At 50.9% G+C, this 21,990-nt stretch carries 16 protein-coding genes and 4 tRNA genes; 3 read left to right on the forward strand and 17 right to left on the reverse strand.

Annotated elements, in window-relative coordinates; translation table 11 throughout:
• Positions 1-11: 11 nt before the first annotated feature.
• From rpsG to lptF, 17 genes are all read right to left on the reverse strand, one after another.
• Entirely contained in the window at positions 12-482 is a 471-nt protein-coding gene (gene rpsG / locus CEK71_RS05245) for a 30S ribosomal protein S7 (RefSeq protein ID WP_088618401.1), read from the reverse strand.
• Between the two features lie 18 nt (positions 483-500).
• Entirely contained in the window at positions 501-875 is a 375-nt protein-coding gene (rpsL, locus tag CEK71_RS05250; protein ID WP_019864937.1) for a 30S ribosomal protein S12, read from the reverse strand.
• Between the two features lie 182 nt (positions 876-1,057).
• Entirely contained in the window at positions 1,058-5,242 is a 4,185-nt protein-coding gene (gene rpoC / locus CEK71_RS05255; RefSeq protein ID WP_088621512.1) for a DNA-directed RNA polymerase subunit beta', read from the reverse strand.
• 88 nt (positions 5,243-5,330) lie between these two features.
• The gene (gene rpoB / locus CEK71_RS05260) at positions 5,331-9,404 is read right to left on the reverse strand and encodes a DNA-directed RNA polymerase subunit beta (protein ID WP_088618402.1); all 4,074 of its coding nucleotides are present in this window, start codon (positions 9,402-9,404) and stop codon (positions 5,331-5,333) included.
• Positions 9,405-9,531: 127 nt separating this feature from the next.
• Positions 9,532-9,906 carry a 50S ribosomal protein L7/L12 gene (rplL, locus tag CEK71_RS05265; RefSeq protein ID WP_088618403.1) on the reverse strand — a complete coding sequence of 125 codons (375 nt, stop codon included), beginning with the start codon at positions 9,904-9,906 and terminating at the stop codon, positions 9,532-9,534.
• Between the two features lie 49 nt (positions 9,907-9,955).
• Positions 9,956-10,483: a 50S ribosomal protein L10 gene (rplJ, locus tag CEK71_RS05270; protein WP_088618404.1), complete on the reverse strand. Its 528-nt coding sequence runs from the start codon at positions 10,481-10,483 to the stop codon at positions 9,956-9,958.
• A gap of 184 nt (positions 10,484-10,667) precedes the next feature.
• Positions 10,668-11,363: a 50S ribosomal protein L1 gene (gene rplA / locus CEK71_RS05275; protein WP_088618405.1), complete on the reverse strand. Its 696-nt coding sequence runs from the start codon at positions 11,361-11,363 to the stop codon at positions 10,668-10,670.
• Positions 11,363-11,794 carry a 50S ribosomal protein L11 gene (gene rplK / locus CEK71_RS05280; RefSeq protein ID WP_088618406.1) on the reverse strand — a complete coding sequence of 144 codons (432 nt, stop codon included), beginning with the start codon at positions 11,792-11,794 and terminating at the stop codon, positions 11,363-11,365. Before rplK ends, rplA begins: the two co-directional genes overlap by 1 nt.
• 105 nt (positions 11,795-11,899) lie before the next feature.
• The gene (gene nusG, locus CEK71_RS05285) at positions 11,900-12,433 is read right to left on the reverse strand and encodes a transcription termination/antitermination protein NusG (protein ID WP_088618407.1); all 534 of its coding nucleotides are present in this window, start codon (positions 12,431-12,433) and stop codon (positions 11,900-11,902) included.
• A 6-nt stretch (positions 12,434-12,439) separates the two neighbouring features.
• Entirely contained in the window at positions 12,440-12,817 is a 378-nt protein-coding gene (gene secE / locus CEK71_RS05290; protein ID WP_088618408.1) for a preprotein translocase subunit SecE, read from the reverse strand.
• 47 nt (positions 12,818-12,864) lie between these two features.
• Positions 12,865-12,940 (reverse strand) — tRNA-Trp (locus tag CEK71_RS05295).
• 103 nt (positions 12,941-13,043) lie between these two features.
• Complete coding sequence (tuf, locus tag CEK71_RS05300) at positions 13,044-14,234, reverse strand: elongation factor Tu (RefSeq protein ID WP_088618399.1); 1,191 nt, start codon at positions 14,232-14,234, stop codon at positions 13,044-13,046.
• A 34-nt stretch (positions 14,235-14,268) separates the two neighbouring features.
• A tRNA-Thr gene (locus tag CEK71_RS05305) sits at positions 14,269-14,344 on the reverse strand.
• Between the two features lie 11 nt (positions 14,345-14,355).
• Positions 14,356-14,429 (reverse strand) — tRNA-Gly (locus CEK71_RS05310).
• Positions 14,430-14,446: 17 nt separating this feature from the next.
• Positions 14,447-14,531: transfer RNA gene (locus CEK71_RS05315), tRNA-Tyr, on the reverse strand.
• Between the two features lie 216 nt (positions 14,532-14,747).
• Positions 14,748-15,815 (reverse strand): LPS export ABC transporter permease LptG, encoded by a 1,068-nt coding sequence (gene lptG / locus CEK71_RS05325; protein ID WP_088618410.1) that lies wholly within the window; start codon positions 15,813-15,815, stop codon positions 14,748-14,750.
• Positions 15,812-16,999: an LPS export ABC transporter permease LptF gene (gene lptF / locus CEK71_RS05330; RefSeq protein ID WP_232463768.1), complete on the reverse strand. Its 1,188-nt coding sequence runs from the start codon at positions 16,997-16,999 to the stop codon at positions 15,812-15,814. Before lptF ends, lptG begins: the two co-directional genes overlap by 4 nt.
• 178 nt (positions 17,000-17,177) lie before the next feature.
• Here lptF and CEK71_RS05335 point away from each other — a divergent pair, with 178 nt between their 5' ends.
• Genes CEK71_RS05335 through CEK71_RS05345 form a run of 3 tightly spaced genes read left to right on the forward strand, consistent with a single transcriptional unit; the run spans position 17,178 to position 21,922 of the window.
• On the forward strand, positions 17,178-18,668 hold the full coding sequence (locus CEK71_RS05335) for a leucyl aminopeptidase (protein ID WP_088618411.1): 1,491 nt from the start codon (positions 17,178-17,180) through the stop codon (positions 18,666-18,668).
• A gap of 6 nt (positions 18,669-18,674) precedes the next feature.
• Positions 18,675-19,103 carry a DNA polymerase III subunit chi gene (locus CEK71_RS05340; protein ID WP_088618412.1) on the forward strand — a complete coding sequence of 143 codons (429 nt, stop codon included), beginning with the start codon at positions 18,675-18,677 and terminating at the stop codon, positions 19,101-19,103.
• Positions 19,104-19,126: 23 nt separating this feature from the next.
• Positions 19,127-21,922, forward strand: coding sequence for a valine--tRNA ligase (locus CEK71_RS05345; protein ID WP_088618413.1), 2,796 nt, complete (start codon positions 19,127-19,129; stop codon positions 21,920-21,922).
• Positions 21,923-21,990: the final 68 nt, after the last annotated feature.

Here is a 21,990-nt window from a genome sequence, read left to right on the forward strand (position 1 = left end):
CTGAATAAAGGCTAGAAGCGGTAATGAGAGAAAGCTTTGTTAGCCTCTGCCATTCTGTGGGTATCTTCACGCTTCTTCGCAGCATTACCCTTGCCTTCGGAAGCATCCATCAGCTCACCAGCCAATTTAGAAGCCATCGTGCGCTCATTTCTTTTGCGTGACGCATCAATCAACCAACGCATTGCCAAAGCCATACGTCTTGACGGACGCACTTCAACAGGCACTTGATAAGTCGCGCCACCGACACGGCGGGATTTAACCTCAACGCGCGGCTGAACATTTTCCAAGGCTTTAGATAAGACATCTAAAGGAATGGTATGGCCTTTATTTTCAATAACATCAAGAGCACCATAAACAATCGATTCAGCGACTGACTTTTTACCGCTATCCATGACCATATTCATGAACTTAGTCAACATGACGCTATTAAATCTTGGATCTGGAATTATCTCTCTTTTAGTTGCAACTCTTCTTCTAGACATTTTTACTATCCAATATTTTTAGCTTTTTGGCCGTTTAGTTCCATATTTAGAACGTCCGCACTTTCTGTTATTGACACCTGAAGCATCTAAGCTACCACGGACAACGTGATAACGGACACCTGGTAAGTCTTTAACCCGGCCGCCCCTTATCAAGACCACGGAATGCTCTTGCAAGTTATGGCCTTCACCACCGATATAACTACTTACCTCAGCACCATTCGTCAATCTGACCCGCGCTACTTTACGCAATGCAGAGTTAGGCTTTTTTGGTGTTGTGGTATAAACACGGGTACAAACGCCCCGGCGCTGTGGGCAAGCTTCAAGAGCAGGCACATTGCTTTTTTCTATTCTTTTAGCACGCGGCTTACGAACCAACTGGTTAATCGTGGCCATATTTATTACTCACTCCGATAGACAATTAACTGCCAGACAAAATTAAACCAACCGTCAAGATTAAAATCACTGACAGTCAAAATTGTTTTCGACTTTCTAAATCACTTTAGCTTACGTTAGCAGGACATTTTACTTACCTATAACGTATAGGTCAAGCATATTTTAAATATCATTAACTTCGCTTAGATATTTAAGGCTTGCTTCAACGCTTCTTCGGTGTCTACCACCGTAGCGCTGGCGGTTTCTGCCAGATGCTGTTGCGCGAAACGGTTCTTTCTGTTTTCATGATAGGCCAACCCTGTACCTGCGGGTATCAGCCTACCGACGATAACGTTTTCTTTCAGACCTTGCAGGCTGTCGCTCAACCCGCGTACCGCCGCATCGGTCAAGACCCGGGTGGTTTCTTGGAAAGACGCAGCAGAGATGAACGATTCGGTCGCCAATGACGCTTTGGTGATACCGAGCAGCACCGATTCGAAGCTGGCCGGAATCTTACCTTCATTTTCAATCCGCTCATTTTCAAACCTGACCGCCGCACGCTCTACTTGGTCGCCTTTTAAGAACGCCGTGTCGCCGGACGCGGTAATCTCAACTTTTCTCAGCATTTGCCGAATGATACATTCGATATGCTTATCGTTGATCTTCACACCTTGCAGACGGTAAACGTCTTGAATTTCCTTGACCAAATAGTTGGCCAACTCCTCAATACCCCTCAAACGCAGGATGTCGTGCGGCGTCAATTCACCTTCGGCGATGGTTTCGCCTTTTTCCACATACTCACCCTCAAAGACGGTGATATGCCGCCATTTGGGGATCAGGGTCTCAACCTGTTCGCCCTGGGCATCGGTAATGATGACCCGTTGCTTGCCTTTGGTTTCCTTGCCGAAAGAAATGGTACCGCTGGTTTCCGCTAAAATCGCCGGATCTTTGGTTTTACGCGCTTCGAACAAGTCGGCGACACGCGGCAAACCACCCGTGATGTCACGGGTTTTACTGGATTCTTGCGGAATTCTTGCCAATACGTCACCGACCTTCACTTCGCCGCCGTCCTTAATACCCGCAATCGCGCCGGCGGGTAAGAAGTATTGCGCCGGAATTTCAGTGCCGGGCAGGTAAATGCCGTTGCCGTCATGGTCAAGCAGCTTCACCATAGGCCGCAATTCTTTACCCGCACTACCGCGTTGCTTAGGATCGGTAACGACCAAGGAGCTTAAGCCCGTGACTTCGTCGGATTGTTTTTGTACCGTCACGCCGTCAACAAAGTTGACCAACTCGACAATACCGTCCACCTCGGTGATGACCGGATGCGTGAATGGGTCCCAAGTGACAATAATGTCGCCGGCACTGATCTTGCTGCCTTCCTGTACCGACAATACCGCCCCGTAAGGGATTTTGTAACGTTCGCGCTCACGGCCATAATCATCGACCACGCACACCTCACCTGAACGGGACACCGCGACCAAATTGCCTTCGCGGTTGGCGACTGATTTTAAGTTACTAAGGCGTACCGTACCCGCCGATTTGACTTGGACGTTACTGATCGCCGCTGACCGCGAAGCCGCCCCACCGATGTGGAACGTCCGCATGGTCAACTGGGTACCCGGCTCACCAATGGATTGCGCGGCGATAACACCGACCGCTTCACCGATGTTGACGTGGTGGCCACGGCCTAAGTCACGGCCATAACAGGCCGCACAAACACCATGACGGTTTTCGCAGGTGATGACCGAGCGGACAATCAACTGGTCGACACTGTGCTCGTCCAACACCGATACCCAATGCTCGTTCAGCAACGTGCCCGCAGGTACGATGATGTTCTCGTTAGCCGGATCCATCACATCGTTGACCACCACACGGCCCAAAACGCGTTCGGACAACGGCTCGACCACGTCACCACCTTCAATGATCGGCATCATGACCAGACCGTCTTTGGTGCCGCAATCTTGGCCGGTAATCACCAAATCCTGGGCAACGTCGACCAAGCGGCGCGTCAAGTAACCGGAGTTGGCGGTTTTTAACGCCGTATCGGCCAGACCTTTCCGCGCTCCGTGGGTAGAAATAAAGTATTGTAAAACGTCAAGACCTTCACGGAAGTTAGCGGTAATCGGCGTTTCAATGATCGAACCGTCCGGCTTCGCCATCAGACCGCGCATCCCCGCCAACTGCCGGATCTGCGCCGCAGAACCCCGCGCCCCTGATTCCGCCATCATAAAGATGGAGTTAAAGGATTTTTGTTTGACGGTATTGCCTTGTGCATCAACCACCGACTCTTCACCGAGGCCGTCCATCATGACCTTAGCGACTTGGTCGTTAGCATGGGACCAGATGTCGACAACCTTGTTATAGCGCTCGCCGTCGGTGACCAAACCCGATGAATACTGGCTTTGGATTTCGTTCACTTCGGCTTCGGCGGCGGCAATAATGTCGACTTTTTTGGCCGGAATCGCCATGTCTTCAATACCGAAGGACACACCGGAAATGGTCGCGTAACGGAAGCCCAAATACATCAGCTGGTCGGCCAACACGACGGTTTCCTTATTGCCCAAATAACGGTAGCTGTAGTTAATCAACCGCGAAATGTTCTTTTTGGTCATATCGCAATTGACCAATTCATACGGCATCAAGTCGGGCACCACTTCCCAAATCAAAGCCCGGCCTACCGTGGTTTTGACCCGGTAAGTCTTGGACTCTTTTTCACCCTTATCGTTAAGGAATTTTTGGGTAATGCGCAATTCGATTTTCGCCTGCAATTCCACCGATTTGGCTTGCAACGCCTTATGGATTTCCCCGGTATCGACAAAAATGCTGCCGTCGCCCCGTGCGTTAATTTTTTCGCGGCTGATGTAATACAGCCCCAAAACCACGTCTTGGGACGGGTTAATGACCGGCTCACCGTTCGCTGGCGACAAAATGTTATTGGTCGCCATCATCAACGTCCGCGCTTCTAACTGCGCTTCAATAGACAAGGGGATATGCACCGCCATCTGGTCGCCGTCAAAGTCGGCGTTGAAGGCGCTACAGACCAACGGATGCAGCTGGATAGCCTTACCTTCGATCAGGGTCGGCTCAAACGCTTGGATACCCAATCTGTGCAAAGTCGGGGCGCGGTTCAGCAAAATCGGATGTTCGCGGATAACCTCTTCGAGAATATCCCAGACTTCCGTGCCTTCACGCTCGACCATTTTCTTGGCGGCCTTAATGGTCGTCGCCAAGCCACGGAATTGCAGTTTGCTGAAAATAAACGGCTTGAACAACTCCAAGGCCATTTTTTTCGGCAGGCCGCATTGGTGCAAGCGCAAGGTAGGTCCTACCACGATGACCGAACGGCCAGAGTAATCGACGCGCTTACCGAGCAAGTTCTGCCGGAAACGGCCTTGCTTACCCTTAATCATGTCTGCCAAAGACTTCAAAGGCCGTCTGTTAGTACCTGTAATGGCACGGCCACGACGGCCATTATCCAACAGGGCATCTACAGACTCTTGCAACATGCGCTTTTCGTTGCGCACGATGATGTCCGGGGCGTTCAAATCCAACAAGCGGTTCAGACGGTTGTTACGGTTGATGACGCGGCGGTACAGGTCGTTCAGGTCAGAGGTCGCAAAACGGCCACCGTCCAACGGCACCAGAGGGCGCAATTCGGGCGGCAATACCGGCAACACTTGTAAGATCATCCATTCGGGGCGGTTTTTGGAGCTTAATAAAGCATCCATGACCTTCAGGCGTTTGGCGTATTTCTTGATTTTAGTTTCTGAGCTGGTCGAGTTAATCTCTTCCCGCAAGATATTGACCTGCTCTTGCAAATCAATGGCTTTGAGCAATTCATAAATCGCTTCCGCACCCATCTTGGCGATGAAATCATCACCATGCAACTCGACCGCATCCAGATATTCGTCATCGGTCAGCAACTGGCCTTTGTCCAAAGGGGTCATACCCGGATCCAAGACCACGAAAGATTCGAAGTACAAGACCCGCTCAATTTCGCGCAAAGTCATGTCTAACAACAAGGCAATCCGCGACGGTAACGATTTTAAAAACCAAATATGCGCGACCGGACTGGCCAAGTCGATATGGCCCATGCGTTCACGGCGGACTTTTGACAAAGTGACTTCAACGCCGCATTTCTCACAAATCACCCCACGGTGCTTCAGACGCTTGTACTTACCGCACAGACATTCATAGTCACTGACCGGACCAAAAATCTTGGCGCAAAACAAGCCGTCACGCTCAGGCTTGAAAGTACGGTAGTTGATGGTTTCCGGTTTTTTCACTTCACCGTAAGACCAAGAACGGATCATATCTGGCGAGGCCAAACCAATGCTAATACCGTCAAAATCGTCGGCACGACCTTGGCGTTTTAAGAAGTTCATTAAATCTTTCAAGAGCTCGTCCTCTTCAAAATAATCTCTGGCAGAATCCAGAGCAGGCATTCATGTAGCGGCAATCAACAACGCGGGCTTATTCGCGTTGCAATTCTATATCCACAGCCAATGAGCGAATTTCTTTAATCAAAACGTTAAAAGATTCCGGCATACCTGCTTCCATTTTATGATCCCCATCCACGATGTTTTTGTACATGCGGGTACGTCCGGTCACGTCGTCGGATTTGACGGTGAGCATTTCCTGTAAGGTATAGGCCGCACCGTAGGCTTCCAACGCCCAGACTTCCATTTCCCCAAAGCGCTGACCACCAAACTGGGCTTTACCGCCCAAAGGCTGCTGTGTGACCAAGCTATAAGGGCCAGTCGAACGGGCATGCATTTTATCGTCAACCAAATGGTTCAGTTTCAGCATATACATATAGCCGACCGTGACTTCACGTTCGAACGGTTCACCCGTCAAACCATCGTACAAGGTGATTTGCCCGTGTTCCGGCAAATCCGCCAATCTGAGCATGGTACGGATGTCTTCTTCGTCCGCACCATCAAAAACCGGGCTGGCCATCGGCACACCGGCCACCAGATTCGCCGCCATTTCAAGAATTTCTTTATCCGTAAAGGAGTCCAGATCTTCTTTGCGGCCACTGCCGTTGTAAATCTTGTCCAGATACTCGCGGATCTCGTTAATCTTGGCTTTCGCTTCGAGCATTTTGCCGATTTTGATGCCCAGACCCTTAGCCGCCCAGCCTAAATGGGTTTCCAGAACCTGCCCTACGTTCATCCGCGACGGTACGCCCAACGGGTTCAGAACAATGTCGACCGGATTGCCGTCGGCGGTATAAGGCATGTCTTCTATAGGCCGGATCATCGAGATAACCCCTTTGTTACCATGACGGCCCGCCATTTTGTCACCCGGCTGGATACGCCGTTTGACGGCCAAATAGACCTTAACCATTTTCAGGACACCTGGCGGCAAATCGTCGCCCATGGTGATCTTCTTGCGTTTGATTTCAAACTTCTCGTCAAAATCTTTGCGCTGTTGCTCGATTTGCGTGGCGACCGTCTCCAATTGCAGGTTCAGCTCTTCATCCTGCATTTTGATTTTCAGCCAATCCGAACGTCTCAAGCCATCCAAATAGTCTTGGCTAATTTCGGTGCCGGCCCGCAAACCCACACCCGCCAAAGCGACCTTACCGATTAACAGCTTGGCGACACGCAAGAAAATATCTTCTTCAAGAATTTTCAGTTGGTCGTCCAAATCCTTACGGTAGCTTTTGATTTGGTCTTGCTCAATATCCAACGCCCGCTTGTCTTTCTTGACCCCATCACGGGTAAAGACCTGCACGTCAATGACCGTACCTTCGATACTGCCGGGCACCCGCAAAGAAGTGTCTTTAACATCGGCCGCTTTCTCGCCAAAAATGGCGCGTAACAACTTTTCTTCCGGTGTCAGTTGGGTTTCGCCTTTCGGAGTTACCTTACCGACCAGAATATCGCCGCCTTTGACTTCCGCACCGACATAAACAATGCCGGATTCGTCCAATTTCGCCAACGCCTCTTCACTGACGTTCGGGATGTCGGCGGTGATTTCTTCGGGGCTGTGCTTAGTGTCACGCGCAACGCAAGTTTTTTCTTCAATATGAATGGTAGTGAAGCGGTCTTCTTTCACAACCCGCTCAGACACCAAAATGGAGTCTTCGAAGTTGTAGCCGTTCCATGGCATGAACGCCACCAACATATTTTGCCCCAAGGCCAACTCACCCATATCGGTGGACGGGCCATCGGCAATAATATCGCCCTTGTTAACAATGTCACCCGGCTTCACCAACGGTTTTTGGTTGATACAGGTGTTTTGGTTAGAACGGGTATATTTGATCAGGTTATAAATATCCACGCCTGAGCTGCCAGTTTCGGTTTCGGTATCGTTAACCCGAACTACGATTCTGGCGGCGTCGACCGCTTCAATCTTACCGCCACGGGTAGCGACCACCGTCACGCCGGAGTCTTTGGCGACCGTCCGCTCCATACCTGTACCCACCAAAGGCTTTTCTGCCCGCAAGGTCGGTACGGCTTGGCGCTGCATGTTAGAACCCATTAACGCGCGGTTCGCGTCATCGTGTTCCAAGAACGGAATAATAGAAGCGGCGACCGAAACAATCTGCTTAGACGACACGTCCATGTACTGTACGGTGTCGGACATCGCCAAGGTAAACTCGTCTTTATGACGGCAAGATACCAGACCGTCAACCAACTTACCGCTTTCGTCAACCGCGACACTGGCCTGGGCAATAACAAACTCGCCTTCTTCAATCGCCGACAAATAGTCGACTTGGTCGGTAACATGGCCATTGACCACTTTCCGGTACGGGGTTTCCAAGAAACCATAGTCATTGGTACGCGCATACACCGACAGCGAGTTAATCAGACCGATATTCGGGCCTTCAGGCGTTTCAATCGGGCAAACCCGGCCATAATGGGTGGCGTGTACGTCACGCACCTCAAAACCGGCTCGCTCACGCGCCAAACCGCCGGGACCTAAAGCCGATACACGGCGCTTATGGGTCACTTGCGATAAGGGGTTGTTTTGGTCCATAAACTGCGACAACTGGCTGGAACCAAAGAATTCTTTAACCGCCGCCGACACCGGCTTGGCATTAATGATTTCTTGCGGCATCAGACCTTCGGAATCGGCCAAGGTCAGACGTTCCTTCACGGCACGTTCAACCCGCACCAAACCGACGCGGAATTGGTTTTCGATCATTTCCCCGACCGAACGGACACGACGGTTACCCAAATGGTCAATATCGTCGACATTGCCGTTACCGTTACGGATACTGATCAACTCTTTCAGGACATCAATAATGTCTTCTTTCGTCAGCGTACCTGTACCGATAATCTCTTCGCGGCCTAAGCGGCGGTTAAATTTCATCCGGCCTACCGTCGACAAATCATAACGGTCATCGGTAAAGAACAGGTTTTGGAACAAGTTTTCCGCCGATTCTTTAGTCGGTGGCTCCCCAGGGCGCATCATCCGGTAAATTTCCACCAACGCTTCCAGCGTGTTGCTGGTTGTGTCCAGACGCATGGCGTTACTGATGTACGGCCCTCTGTCCAAATCATTGACAAACAAGGTATTGATTTCGACAATGCCTTTTTCAATACAACGCTCGATCAGTGCGTCGGAAATTTCATCATTAACGTTAGCGACCAACTCGCCAGTCGAGTGGTCAATGACGTTGTGGCCCAAAATTTTGCCGATCAGATAATCGCGCGGCACTTCCACTTCGGTCATGCCGACCTTGTTCATTTCGCGGATATGCTTGGCGGTAATACGGCGGCCTTCTTCAACCAGCACTTGGCCGTTATACTTAATGTCGAAAGCGGCGATTTCACCACGCATACGTTCCGGTACGATATGGAACAGGCACTGTTGGGCACTTAAAGTAAACTTGTTGGTTTCGAAGAAAATCTTAATCATTTCTTCGTTTTCATAACCTAACGCCCGCAACAAAATAGTCGCCGGGATTTTTCTGCGCCGGTCTATCCGTACATAGACGCAATCTTTATGGTCAAACTCAAAATCCAGCCATGAACCACGGTAAGGGATCACCCGTGCATTAAACAGCAACTTGCCGGATGAATGCGTCTTACCTTTGTCATGGTCAAAAAAGACCCCTGGCGACCGGTGCAATTGCGAAACAATTACCCGCTCCGTGCCATTGATAACGAAAGTTCCATTTTCGGTCATTAAGGGCAATTCGCCCATATAAACTTCTTGCTCGCGGATATCTTTAACAATTTTTGCGTTACCCGGGGCATCTTTGTCATAAATGACCAGACGCACTAAAACGCGTAACGGCGCCGCAAAGGTTGCCCCGCGCTGTTGGCATTCTCTGACATCAAAAACAGGATCACCTAGTCTGTATTTGACATATTCGAGCACTGCATAACCGGAGTGGCTCTCAATGGGGAAGACGCTGGAGAAGGCGGAATGCAAGCCTATATCGGCGCGTTTCTCAGGAGTGGCACCCAATTGCAGAAAGCTGGCATAAGAGTTGATCTGCGTTGCCAGAAGATAAGGAACTTCGAGCACTTCAGTGCTTTTGCCAAAGTTATTTCGAATACGCTTTTTTTCGGTAAAAGAATAGGACATATCGCTTCCAAACTTTTTCGTCATGAAATGTTTTTACTGTACAAATCGTTGTAAACAGTAAAAGGCCGGTGACTTTAGGCCACCAGCCATACTTAAAAGACCGAAGTCTTGATGTGGGTCAATATTATTATTTAATATCGACTGTCGCGCCCGCTTCCAGCAGTTGCTTTTTGATCGTTTCCGCTTCAGCTTTAGGAATGCCTTCTTTCAGGACAGTCGGTACGCCTTCTACTGCGTCTTTCGCTTCTTTCAATCCCAAACCAGTGATGGTGCGGACAGTTTTAATGACAGAAACTTTGTTTTCGCCGAAACCGGTCAGGATAACATCGAATTCAGTTTGTTCTTCAACTGGAGCGGCAGCAGCGGCAGGAGCGGCAGCAACAGCTACGGCGGCGGCGGCAGAAACGCCAAACTTTTCTTCCATTGCTGAAATTAATTCAACAACTTCCATGACAGTCATATTAGATATAGCGTCCAAGATTTCTGCTTGTGATATTGCCATTTTTTTGTTCCTCGAAATATAATTAGTTTTAACGGGTTAGATAAGAAGCTTAAGCCGCTTCTTTCTGATCTCTGATCGCCGCCACTGTGCGAACCATTTTTGCATGCGGTTCGGCCAAAGTACGGACAAATTTCTCGATAGGCGCCTTAATGACCGACATCAGCATACTGATAGCCTGATCACGGGTCGGCAAGCTTGCCAAACGGGCCAATTCGGACGAGTCATAAAGTTGACCACCGATTGCCACCACCTTAGGGATTAATTTGTCATGACCTTTAGCAAAATCACCAATCAAACGCGCTGCCGCACCCGGATCGTCCATTGAGAAGGCAATCAGCAAAGGGCCTACCAGGCCGCTTTGCATACACTCAAATTCGGTTCCGGCAACAGCACGTCTTGCCAGGGTATTTTTTACGACCCGCAGATAAACGCCAGTCTCTCTTGCTTTCTTGCGCAGTTCGGTCAGTTCCGTTACGGACATACCCCGATATTCTGCTGCAATGGCAGAGTGAGCTTTAGCGGCGATTGCAGCAACTTCTTCGACGACAGCTTTTTTGCCATCCAAATTTAGTGCCACGCTTACCTCCGATAGTTTCTGAATTATTCAGATTGATAAAATGTACCTTTTCAGGCACTCCTTTAACGGCTCTTTCCCCAGTATAAATGCGTAGGTCCAGTCTCCGTCTACGCAGGAAATTAAGTTTTGCAACACCTGCGGTCTTTGACGGCCACCGCTTAGAAGGCGGCGACCCAAAGTTTTGTTAAGCAGCTAAGCTGCTGGGGTCTAACCACAAACCAGGCCCCATTGTTGAGGACAAGGTAATCTTTTTGATATAAATGCCTTTGGCAGAAGAAGGCTTCGCTTTACGCAAATCCGCCAACAGTGCTTCCAAATTACCTTGGATGGCCGCCGCATCAAACGTAACCTTACCCAATGTGCAATGGATAATGCCGCCTTTATCGGTACGGTAACGGACTTGGCCTGACTTGGCATTTTTTACCGCCGTGGCGACATCAGCGGTTACTGTGCCGACTTTCGGGTTAGGCATCAGGCCGCGCGGGCCTAAGATTTGACCTAACTGGCCGACGACGCGCATCGCATCAGGTGAGGCAATAACCACATCGAAATTCATTTCGCCTTTTTTGACTAAGTCGCCCAAGTCATCCATACCGACGATATCCGCACCCGCCGCACGCGCAGCTTCCGCATTAGCACCTTGGGTAAAGACCGCAACCCGAACCGTTTTACCGGTACCGTTAGGCAACACAGTCGCACCACGGACGTTCTGGTCGGACTTACGCGGATCGACACCTAAATTGACGCTGACATCAATCGCTTCGTTAAATTTGGCGACGCTTAATTCTTTCAGCAATTCGACCGCTTCAGTAATGGAATACTGCTTAGTGCGGCTGACTTTTTCTTTAATAATTTTTGCTTTTTTAGATAACTTAGCCATTACAAGCCCTCCACGTTCAGGCCCATGCTACGCGCACTGCCGGCAATTGTTTTTACCGCCGCTTCAAGATTGGCGGCATTTAAATCTTCCATTTTGATTTTGGCAATGTCTTCCAATTGCTCACGGGTAACGGTACCGATTTTTTTGGTGTTCGGGTTGCTGCTGCCGCTCTTAATGCCCACGGCCTTTTTCAACAGGATAGTTGCCGGTGGGGTTTTGGTGATGAAGGTAAAGCTACGGTCACTGTAAACGGTAATGACGACCGGTAAAGGCAAACCTTTTTCAACATCTTGAGTTTTGGCATTGAACGCCTTACAAAACTCCATAATGTTAACGCCACGCTGACCGAGCGCAGGCCCGATTGGTGGACTTGGGTTGGCTTCACCTGCCTTTACTTGTAACTTAATATACGCCGTTATCTTTTTTGCCATCTTAAACTCCAATGTGGGTGCAAGCGCTTTTCAGCTCCCCTTAGAAACAAAAATCCCAGCCTTATACAGACAGGGATTTGAAAAATCATTTAGCCAAACAAAAGGTTAAGTTTTTTCAACCTGAGCAAAGCCCAATTCGACAGAAGTAGACCGACCAAAAATGAGCACCGATATTTTCAGCTTACTTTTCTCATAATTGACTTCTTCAATAGCACCATTAAAATCCTTGAATGGCCCGTCGATAATCCTGACCACCTCACCTGCCTCAAACAGGATTTTTGGCCGAGGCTTATTGACACCCTCTTCAACACGGCTTAATATTGCCATCGCCTCTTTTTCGGAAATGGGTGCAGGACGGTCGGATACCCCACCGATAAAACCCAAAACCTTAGGGACATCCTTAACCATGTGCCACGTCTCATCGGTCAACTCCATTTGCACCAAGACATAACCGGGAAAAAACTTGCGCTCACTTTTGCGTTGCTGACCCATGCGCATTTCGACGACTTCCTCAGTAGGCACTAAGATTTTGCCGAAATACTGCTCAAGGCCATCGCGTTTTATTCTTTCTTCTAGCGACTGCTTAACTTTATTCTCAAAATTAGAGTAAGCATGAACCACATACCATCGTAACGACATTCCTTATTACCCGCCTTGACCAGTTAACAGGCGCACACCCCAAAACAACACGGTGTCCAATAACCACAGCACCAAACCCACGACCGTAACCATCGCAAAAACCATCAACGTGGTTTTCATGGTCTCATCGCGGGTTGGCCATACTACTTTTTTTACTTCCAGCTTCGATTCGACAGAAAACGCCCAGATTGACCGACCCAAAACAGTGGTCAGCATCATAGCAACGACACCGGAAAATACGACCAGAAGACCCATGACACGATACAACAACTGGACATCCGAGAAATAGTAGAACCCGCCGATACTTGCCACCAAACAGACTACAGAAGCAACCTGCTTAACAATATCAAGGACGGAAACGTCAGTCTCTACTTGGGTGTTCATAGGCTATTGATTATGAAATTGGAAAATATAGAAATGTTTTATCTGAGTGGCAGGCCAGGAGGGTCTCGAACCCCCAACCAGCGGTTTTGGAGACCGCCATTCTACCAATTGAACTACTGACCTGTATCAGAAAAACCTTTAAAGAGCAGGATATAATATACTATTGCAGAATATTATTCAAGCTTTGATGTGAAGGATGCCGGCGTCTCCGGCATCCCAGAACTGCTTATTCAATAATAGAAGCAACAACACCCGCACCGACGGTACGGCCACCTTCACGGATTGCGAAACGCAAACCGTCTTCCATCGCAATCGGCGAAATCAATTTCACCGTGACCGAGATGTTGTCGCCAGGCATAACCATTTCGACACCTTCGGGCAATTTGACCGCACCGGTCACGTCGGTGGTGCGGAAATAGAACTGTGGGCGGTAGCCATCAAAAAATGGCGTGTGACGGCCACCCTCTTCTTTTGACAAAACGTAAATTTCGGCATTGAAGTGGGCGTGTGGCTTGATGGTGTTTTTGTGCGCCAAGACTTGGCCGCGCTCGACATCATCACGTTTGGTACCGCGCAACAACAGGCCGACGTTGTCGCCCGCTTCGCCTTGGTCCAACAATTTGCGGAACATTTCGACACCGGTGACGGTGGTCGATACGGTCGGGCGGATGCCGACGATTTCAACTTCTTGGCCGACTTTGATGATGCCGCGTTCGATACGGCCTGTAACCACCGTGCCACGGCCTGAAATCGAGAACACGTCTTCGATAGGCATCAGGAAAGCGCCGTCGACGGCACGTTCAGGCAACGGGATGTAGCTGTCCAACGCTTCGACCAAACGGACGACGGACGGTGCGCCGATGTCGCTGGTGTCGCCGTTCAACGCCAACAGGGCGGAACCTTTAATGATCGGGGTGTCGTCGCCTGGGAATTCGTACATGTCCAGCAGTTCGCGGATTTCCATTTCGACCAGTTCCAACAACTCTTCGTCGTCGACCATGTCGGCTTTGTTCAGGAACACGACGATGTAAGGCACGCCGACTTGGCGTGACAGCAGGATATGCTCGCGGGTTTGCGGCATCGGGCCGTCAGCGGCGGAACAGACCAGGATCGCGCCGTCCATTTGCGCGGCGCCGGTGATCATGTTCTTGACATAGTCAGCATGGCCTGGGCAGTCAACATGGGCGTAGTGGCGGGCAGGCGACTCATACTCGACGTGTGAAGTGGCGATGGTGATACCGCGCGCACGTTCTTCAGGGGCGTTGTCGATTTGGTCGAAGGCCTTAACCTCACCACCTTGCATTTCGGCCATGACTTTGGTCAGGGCGGCGGTCAGGGTGGTCTTGCCGTGGTCAACGTGTCCGATGGTGCCGACGTTGACGTGGGGCTTGCTACGCGAAAATTTCTCTTTGGCCATGAATCTATACCTTTAACTTTTTGACTTTGCAAAATGGAGCTCATAACCGGATTCGAACCGGTGACCTCTTCCTTACCAAGGAAGTGCTCTACCTACTGAGCTATATGAGCACGACCATAAATGGAGCGGGTGATGGGAATCGAACCCACGCAATCAGCTTGGAAGGCTGGAGTTCTACCATTGAACTACACCCGCATTCTTGTAAATATAAATGGTGGAGGGGGGAGGATTCGAACCTCCGAAGGCAGAGCCGGCAGATTTACAGTCTGATCCCTTTGGCCGCTCGGGAACCCCTCCAGTATCGGGTAAGCTCACTATTATCTTGGCAAAGACTGCCTTTGTCAACGGATTATTTTTATTTTTATTGTTTTCTTTACTCAAGCAAGTGAATTGTGCCTTCAGCGCATTTAATAATTCATTAAAAATCAATAAAATAATAAATGCGCAGCCGTTATATGCCAAACTTAACGTGACCAATACCACAGGCAAGGAATGCGCGGGGTTTTTGAGCCATTAACCCACTTTCCTCAGTGCGTAAACGGCTCCAGCCAACACCAACAAACTGGGGGTAAAGGCTACCAACGGCGGATTAAGGTTGTAAATCAAGCCGACATGGCTAATCGTCATATCCAAAACATTAAAGCCCATGCCAATGACCACGCCGATCAGGATGCGGCTAGCGGCGCTCACGCCGCGCTTAACCCCAATAACAAACGGTGTGGATACCAGCAACATGACAAAAATGACTAACGGAGTCACGACCCTGCCCCAAAATGACATCTCATAAAGCTGTGACTTTTGCTGGTTTTCTTTTAAAAACTGCACATACAAGGCCAAATCATACAAAGATAAATTATCGGGATTGACGACCACAATCTTTAACAAGTCAGGGGCGATGGAGGAATTCCACACCTGCTCCGTGGCGCTGCTGGCCTGTATTTGCGCAGTAGTGACCGCCGAAGCCTGAATATTTTCCAGCCGCCACTGCTGTTTGCCCAAGTATACCGCCTCTTTGGCGTGGACAGAGCGCAACAAATGCCGTTGCGCATCCGTTTCATAAATACTGATGTCGGCAAGGTTGCCGTTATCTTCGAGCAAACGGATATTGATAAAACGCGTCCCCTCACGCAGCCATATCCCATATTTGAGATTGCGGAAAAATGCGTTATGTTGGGCGGTAGCCCGCATGACCTGTGCCTTTTCTTCGGCAAAAGGCGCGACAAACTCACCGACCAGAACGGCTAAAGCCACCCAAAAGCAGCCAGCGACCAACACCGCCCTAATAATCCCGAACACCGATAAGCCCGCCGCCCGCATCGCAATCAGCTCATGATGGTTGGCGATAGCACCTAAAGCAAAGAGACTGCCGATTAATGCCGAAGCCGGCATCAGCTCATAAAATACGGTAGGTGACGTTAAGGTGACAAAATAACACACGTCGGCAAGACTATAATCACCACGGCCTATATCATCGAGCTCATCGCTGAAGGTGAATAAATCGAACAGGGTAAGCAACAAGATGGCGGCAAAAAAAGCCGCTTTTAAAATGTCTTTGGCGATGTAACGGGTCAGGACATTCATGCCGCACCCCTTTGGGCCAGATGACTATACAGCCACCGCCAGCCATATAATCTGGCCAACAACACCCCGCCTACCGCCAACAGCAGCAAATTAACCCCAGCACCTCCTAACCAAACAGGAATGACTTCTTTTGTAACCCACAACTGACTGATCCGCAACAAATTGCCGTAACAAAAATAAATGACAAAACCGATCAGGATATTACCGAACACGCCGCCGCGCGGTGACACTTGCGCCAGCGGCACAGCCAAAAGGCTCAGCAGCAACATACCTAACGGAACCGACCAACGCCGCTGCAACTCCGCCCTGTCGACGGCGGCGCCAGAAACCCAGAGGGTTTCGGCGGCAACAGCGGTACGGGTATAAAAAACCGCCGTATCCGGCTCCTCGACCCTGACAGCATAATCCTGAAATTTTTCAATGACAAAATCCAACTGCCCCGGTACGCCCTGAACCCGCTCACCGTGATAAAACACCACATAGCGGCCTTCCGGCAGCTCCCGTAACCGCGCCGATTCGGCGGTAATGATGCTGGGCGTACCGCCTTGGCGGTGCTGGACGAAGACATCGTGCATGACATTATCATCACTGATGCTTTCGACATAAAACACCAAATCCCCTTGACTATATTCACTGAATTTTCCGGCCGCGATACCCCGCAAATCCGCAGACTCGTCACCCGCGTGCATAATATTGGCGGTAGTGGCCTCCGCCCACGGCGTAGCGTATAAAGACAGCCCGGCGGCAGCGACACTTAAGGGCAACACCAACAAAAACACGGCACGGTACAAGGTCAACACCCCTCCCCCAGCGGAAGCGACGGCGGACATCTCCTGGTCGCGGTACATTTTGCCCAGCACCATCAGCACGGCCATAAATAAAGCGGGGGGCAATAGCGACACGCCAATGATAAGGGTTTTTAACGCCAATAAGGTCGCCAAGGTCTCGCTGGACACCCGTCCTTGAATCGCCTTATCCAACACCCGAATAAACTCGCGGCTGACAATGATGACGACAATCACCGACCACACCGACACCAGTGTTTTCAGTAAATCTTGGGCAATGAGCTTATCCAGCACCGTTAAGGTAAAAGTGCGACGGATTTTTGGGGCTTTAGGGCAATCGGCTAGCAAATGTGGCTCCTTAAACTTAATGCGTGTAGTGGCGAAGTTAGAGTAAAACACCCGTCCGCCTATTTTTCTATGGCTTTCACAGCTCAAAATCCTTAATCAGAATTGCTGTTTCACGCCTACGATACGGGAATTTACCGCCTGAAAGGTATATAATCTCCCGCCTAACCTTGAGTCGGCAACGGTTTGCCGCCCAACTACCCTCTTTCCTTTGCAACTGGACGATAACGTTATGGACTATTCTATAGAAACCGCGCCATTAGAAACACTTGAATGTGACTGCCTCATTGTCGGTGTTTACCAAGATCTGCAACTTAGCCCCGCCGCCGCTCGCCTTAACGATAGCACTGGCGGGCTGATCGGCAAAATCCTCAGCCGTGGCGACATCAACGGCAAGAATGGCGAAACCGTCTTATTGACCACTATCCCCGATAGCCCTATCGAGCGTATCCTGTTAGTCGGCCTAGGTGAAAACAAGCCTATATCCAGCAAAATGTTCATTAAAGCCTTAGCGGCCGCTGTTAACAGCTGTAAAAAACCGCCCATCAAATCCGTCGTGTGCTGCTTGGCTGAATGCGCGGTCGAAGGGGTGGATTGGACATGGAAAACCCGCCAGATTGCCGAAGTGTTCGGTGACGCGGTTTATCAATATACCCAAACCAAATCCGACAAAACCACCGAAAGCCAACTGGCCCACATCCGCATCAGCGCAAATGCCGATACCGCAACGGCAGCCCAAATTGGCTTGCTGCAAGGCCAAGCTATCGCCGAAGGAGTCGGTTTTGCCAAAAACCTGGCGGATTTGCCGGGCAACGTTTGTACGCCCGCTTATCTTGCCGAACAAGCCATCAGTTTAGGCGAGCAATTCGCTAAGCTGTCCACGCATATCCTTGAAGAAGCCGATATGCAGGCTTTAGGCATGGGCTCGCTGCTCTCTGTGTCGCGGGGCAGCCGCCAACCTGCCAAACTGATTAGCTTAGACTATCAGGGCGGTGAGAAAAATAGCAAGCCGATTGTCTTAATCGGCAAAGGCCTGACCTTTGATGCCGGCGGCATTTCCTTAAAACCGGGTCTGGGCATGGATGAGATGAAGTACGACATGTGCGGCGGCGCAGCGGTACTGGGCGCACTGTTAGTCGCCGCCCGCCTAAACCTGCCTTTAAATATCATTGGCTTAGTGCCTGCTTCAGAAAACCTGCCCGATGGCGACGCGAATAAACCTGGCGACATTGTCACCAGTATGTCCGGCAAAACCATCGAAATTTTAAACACCGATGCCGAAGGCCGTCTGATCTTATGCGACACCTTGACCTACGCCGAACGTTACCACCCAGATGTGGTCATCGACATGGCGACCTTAACCGGAGCCTGCTTAGTGGCCTTAGGGCGCATCCCCAGCGGCTTGCTTGGCAATGACGACGCATTGTGCGACGACCTGATCGCCGCCAGCGAAACGGCTAATGATAGCCTATGGCGGCTACCGTTGTGGGAAGAGTATCAGGAATTGCTAAAATCCAACTTTGCCGACATGGCCAATATCGGCGGCAAAGATGCCGGAACGATTACCGCCGCATGTTTCTTATCGCGCTTCGCCGAAAGCTTCCGCTGGGCACATTTGGATATCGCCGGCACCGCTTGGCGCACCGGCCAAGCCAAAGGGGCGACTGGCCGACCAGTACCGCTGCTCAGCCAATATTTACTCAACCGCGCCGCCCAGCTTTAACTGCCCATGCCGGACATCAGCTTTTACTTGTTAAGCTCCACATCAGCACAAGAGCGCTATTTATTTGCCTGTAAACTGATCGAAAAAGCCTACCGCAGCGGCGTGGCCTGCTATGTATTGACCGACCGCGCCGAACAAAGCCAGTTGCTCGACAACCTGCTCTGGACATTCAGAGCAGGCAGTTTTATCCCACACCAGATTTATAATGGGCAAATACCGGACGCGCCCCTGGTAACGCTGATAGGTCACCAGCCAGCGCCCGCCGCGTGGCGGCACACGCTGATTAACCTATCTACACACTGCCCAGAAGCGTTTTTACACCTCCAACGGCTTTTGGAAATCCTCGACCAAAATGAAGAGACCAAAGCCGCAGGTCGGCAACGTTACCGCCAGTACCAACAAGCCGGTATTAGCATTGCAACGCATAACCTATAAATAGAAAAAACCGACACGACATCATGGAAAAGACTTACTCACCGCACTCAATCGAACAACGCTGGTACCAAACATGGGAAGACAAAGGCTATTTTGCCGCCCAAGGCACAGGCGAATCATATTGCATCATGATCCCGCCGCCTAACGTTACAGGCAGCCTGCACATGGGACACGCCTTCCAAGACACCATTATGGACGCGCTGATCCGCTACCACCGCATGAAAGGCTGCAACACCTTGTGGCAAGCGGGCACCGACCACGCCGGTATCGCCACGCAAATGGTGGTCGAGCGCTTATGCGATGCCGAAGGCAAAACCCGCCATGATTACGGGCGCGAGGCCTTTATAGACAAAGTGTGGCAATGGAAGGAAGAATCCGGCGGCGCCATTACCCGCCAATTGCGGCGCATGGGTTCGTCATTAGATTGGCAACGCGAACGCTTCACAATGGACGCGGGCATGTCCGATGCGGTGCAGGAAGTTTTTATCCGCCTCTATGAAGAAGGCCTGATTTATCGCGGCAAACGCCTGGTGAACTGGGACCCGGTTTTGCATACCGCCGTTTCCGACTTGGAAGTCTTACCCACCGAAGAAAACGGCTCAATGTGGCATTTGCGCTACCCGTTGTCCAATGACCAAGGCTTTCTGATTGTCGCCACCACCCGCCCTGAAACCCTGCTCGGCGATGCCGCCGTGGCCATCCACCCCAATGACGAGCGTTACAAGCATCTGCTGGGCGAATTTGTCGAACTGCCGCTGACGGGCCGGCGCATCCCAATTATTGCCGATGACTATGTCGATCCCGAATTCGGCACAGGCTGCGTAAAAATCACCCCTGCCCATGATTTTAATGACTATGAGGTCTGGACACGCCATCGCCACACCTCGGCCATGCAAGACTTGCCGCAGGGCGGCCTGATTAACATATTCACCATCAATGCCAGCGTCAACGCCGACGGACTGATACCTGCCGCTTACCAAGGCCTGGACCGCTTTGCTGCGCGTAAGCAAATCGTCGCCGACTTAGAAGCTCAAGGCCTGCTGGAAAAAATTGCCGACCATAAGCTGATGGTACCGCGCGGCGACCGCTCCGGCAGCGTCATCGAACCGCTGCTGACCGACCAATGGTATGTCAAAGTTGCCCCGTTGGCAGAACCGGCAATTGCCGCCGTCGAAAACGGCGACATTAAATTTGTCCCCGACAATTGGAAAAACACCTATTTTGACTGGATGCGTAATATCCAAGATTGGTGCATTTCCCGGCAAATTTGGTGGGGACACCGCATTCCGGCTTGGTATGACGAGTTAGGCAATATCTATGTCGGCGCCTCCGAACAAGCCATCCGCACCCGGCATAACTTGGCCGACGACTACCCGTTACGCCAAGACGAAGACGTGCTGGACACTTGGTTTTCGTCTGCCCTCTGGCCGTTTTCCACCCTCGGTTGGCCGGAACAAACGCCGGAATTGGCGCAACATTACCCGACCAGCGTTCTGGTCACCGGGTTTGACATCATTTTCTTCTGGGTCGCGCGGATGATTATGATGGGGCTGAAATTCCAAGGCCAAGCGCCGTTTAAGGAAGTCTACATCCACGGCTTGGTGCGTGATGCCGAAGGCCAAAAAATGTCCAAAACTAAAGGCAACGTCTTAGACCCCATCGACATCATCGACGGCATTGACTTGGAAACCCTGGTCGCTAAGCGTACCGGCGGCATGATGCAGCCACATTTGGCAAAAAAAGCCGAACAGGCGACCCGCAAAGATTTTCCGGACGGCATTAGCCCTTACGGCACCGACGCGCTACGCTTCACGTTCGCGTCGCTCGCCTCCACAGGCCGCGACATCCGCTTCGATCTGGCGCGTACCGAAGGCTACCGTAACTTCTGCAATAAACTATGGAATGCGGCCCGTTATGTGCTAATGAACACCGAAGGGCAAGATTGCGGCTGCGGTGATGCCCCCTGTGAATTCAGCCAAGCTGACCGCTGGATCAGCTCACGCCTGCACCAAGTCATTGATGCCACTTGCCACGCCATCGACCATTACCGCTTCGATTTAGCGGCCCAAGCACTTTACGAGTTCACTTGGAACGAATATTGCGATTGGTATTTGGAACTGGCTAAGGTCTCCCTGCAATCGGACAACCCCGCCCTACAACGCGGCACGCGCAAGACTTTATTAACGGTACTGGAAAACGTGTTACGTCTGGCGCACCCCATTATGCCCTTCATCACCGAAGAAATCTGGCAACGGGTCGCACCGCTGTTGGGTATTACGGGTGACACGGTGATGTTACAGGGGTATCCTAAGGCGGACACCGCACAAATAGACCAGCAGGCCATTGCCGAAATCGATTGGCTCATGCAGGTGATTTTAGGGGTACGGCGTATCCGTGGTGAAATGAACATCGCCCCGGGCAAACCCTTGCCCGTGTTGCTCCAACACGGCTCTGCCGCCGACCAAATATTCGTCAGCAATAACTTGGTTTATCTGCAACGTTTGGCGCGGTTGGAAACCTTAACGTGGCTGGGCGACTCGGAGGCCGCACCAGAATCGGCCATCGCCTTAGTCGGTGACTTGCGCATTTTAATCCCTATGGCCGGATTGATTGATAAAACCGCCGAATTGGCGCGTCTGGATAAGGAAATCCAACGCCTAAAAAACGATTTGCCGCGAGTGGAAGGCAAACTGAACAACCCGGCTTTTGTCGATAAGGCCCCTGCCGAAGTCATTGATAAAGAAAGGGCCAAACTGGCGGAAATGCACTCCATGCTAAACAACCTTGAGCAACAGCACACCAAAATCAGCGCCTTGTAAACTTTCCGTTGCCCGAAAAAAACCCACCGAATGAGGGTTTTTTTCGGTCTAAGCTAGACAAAACAGGG

It is taken from the genome of Methylovulum psychrotolerans (genome assembly GCF_002209385.1).
Taxonomy (GTDB): domain Bacteria; phylum Pseudomonadota; class Gammaproteobacteria; order Methylococcales; family Methylomonadaceae; genus Methylovulum; species Methylovulum psychrotolerans.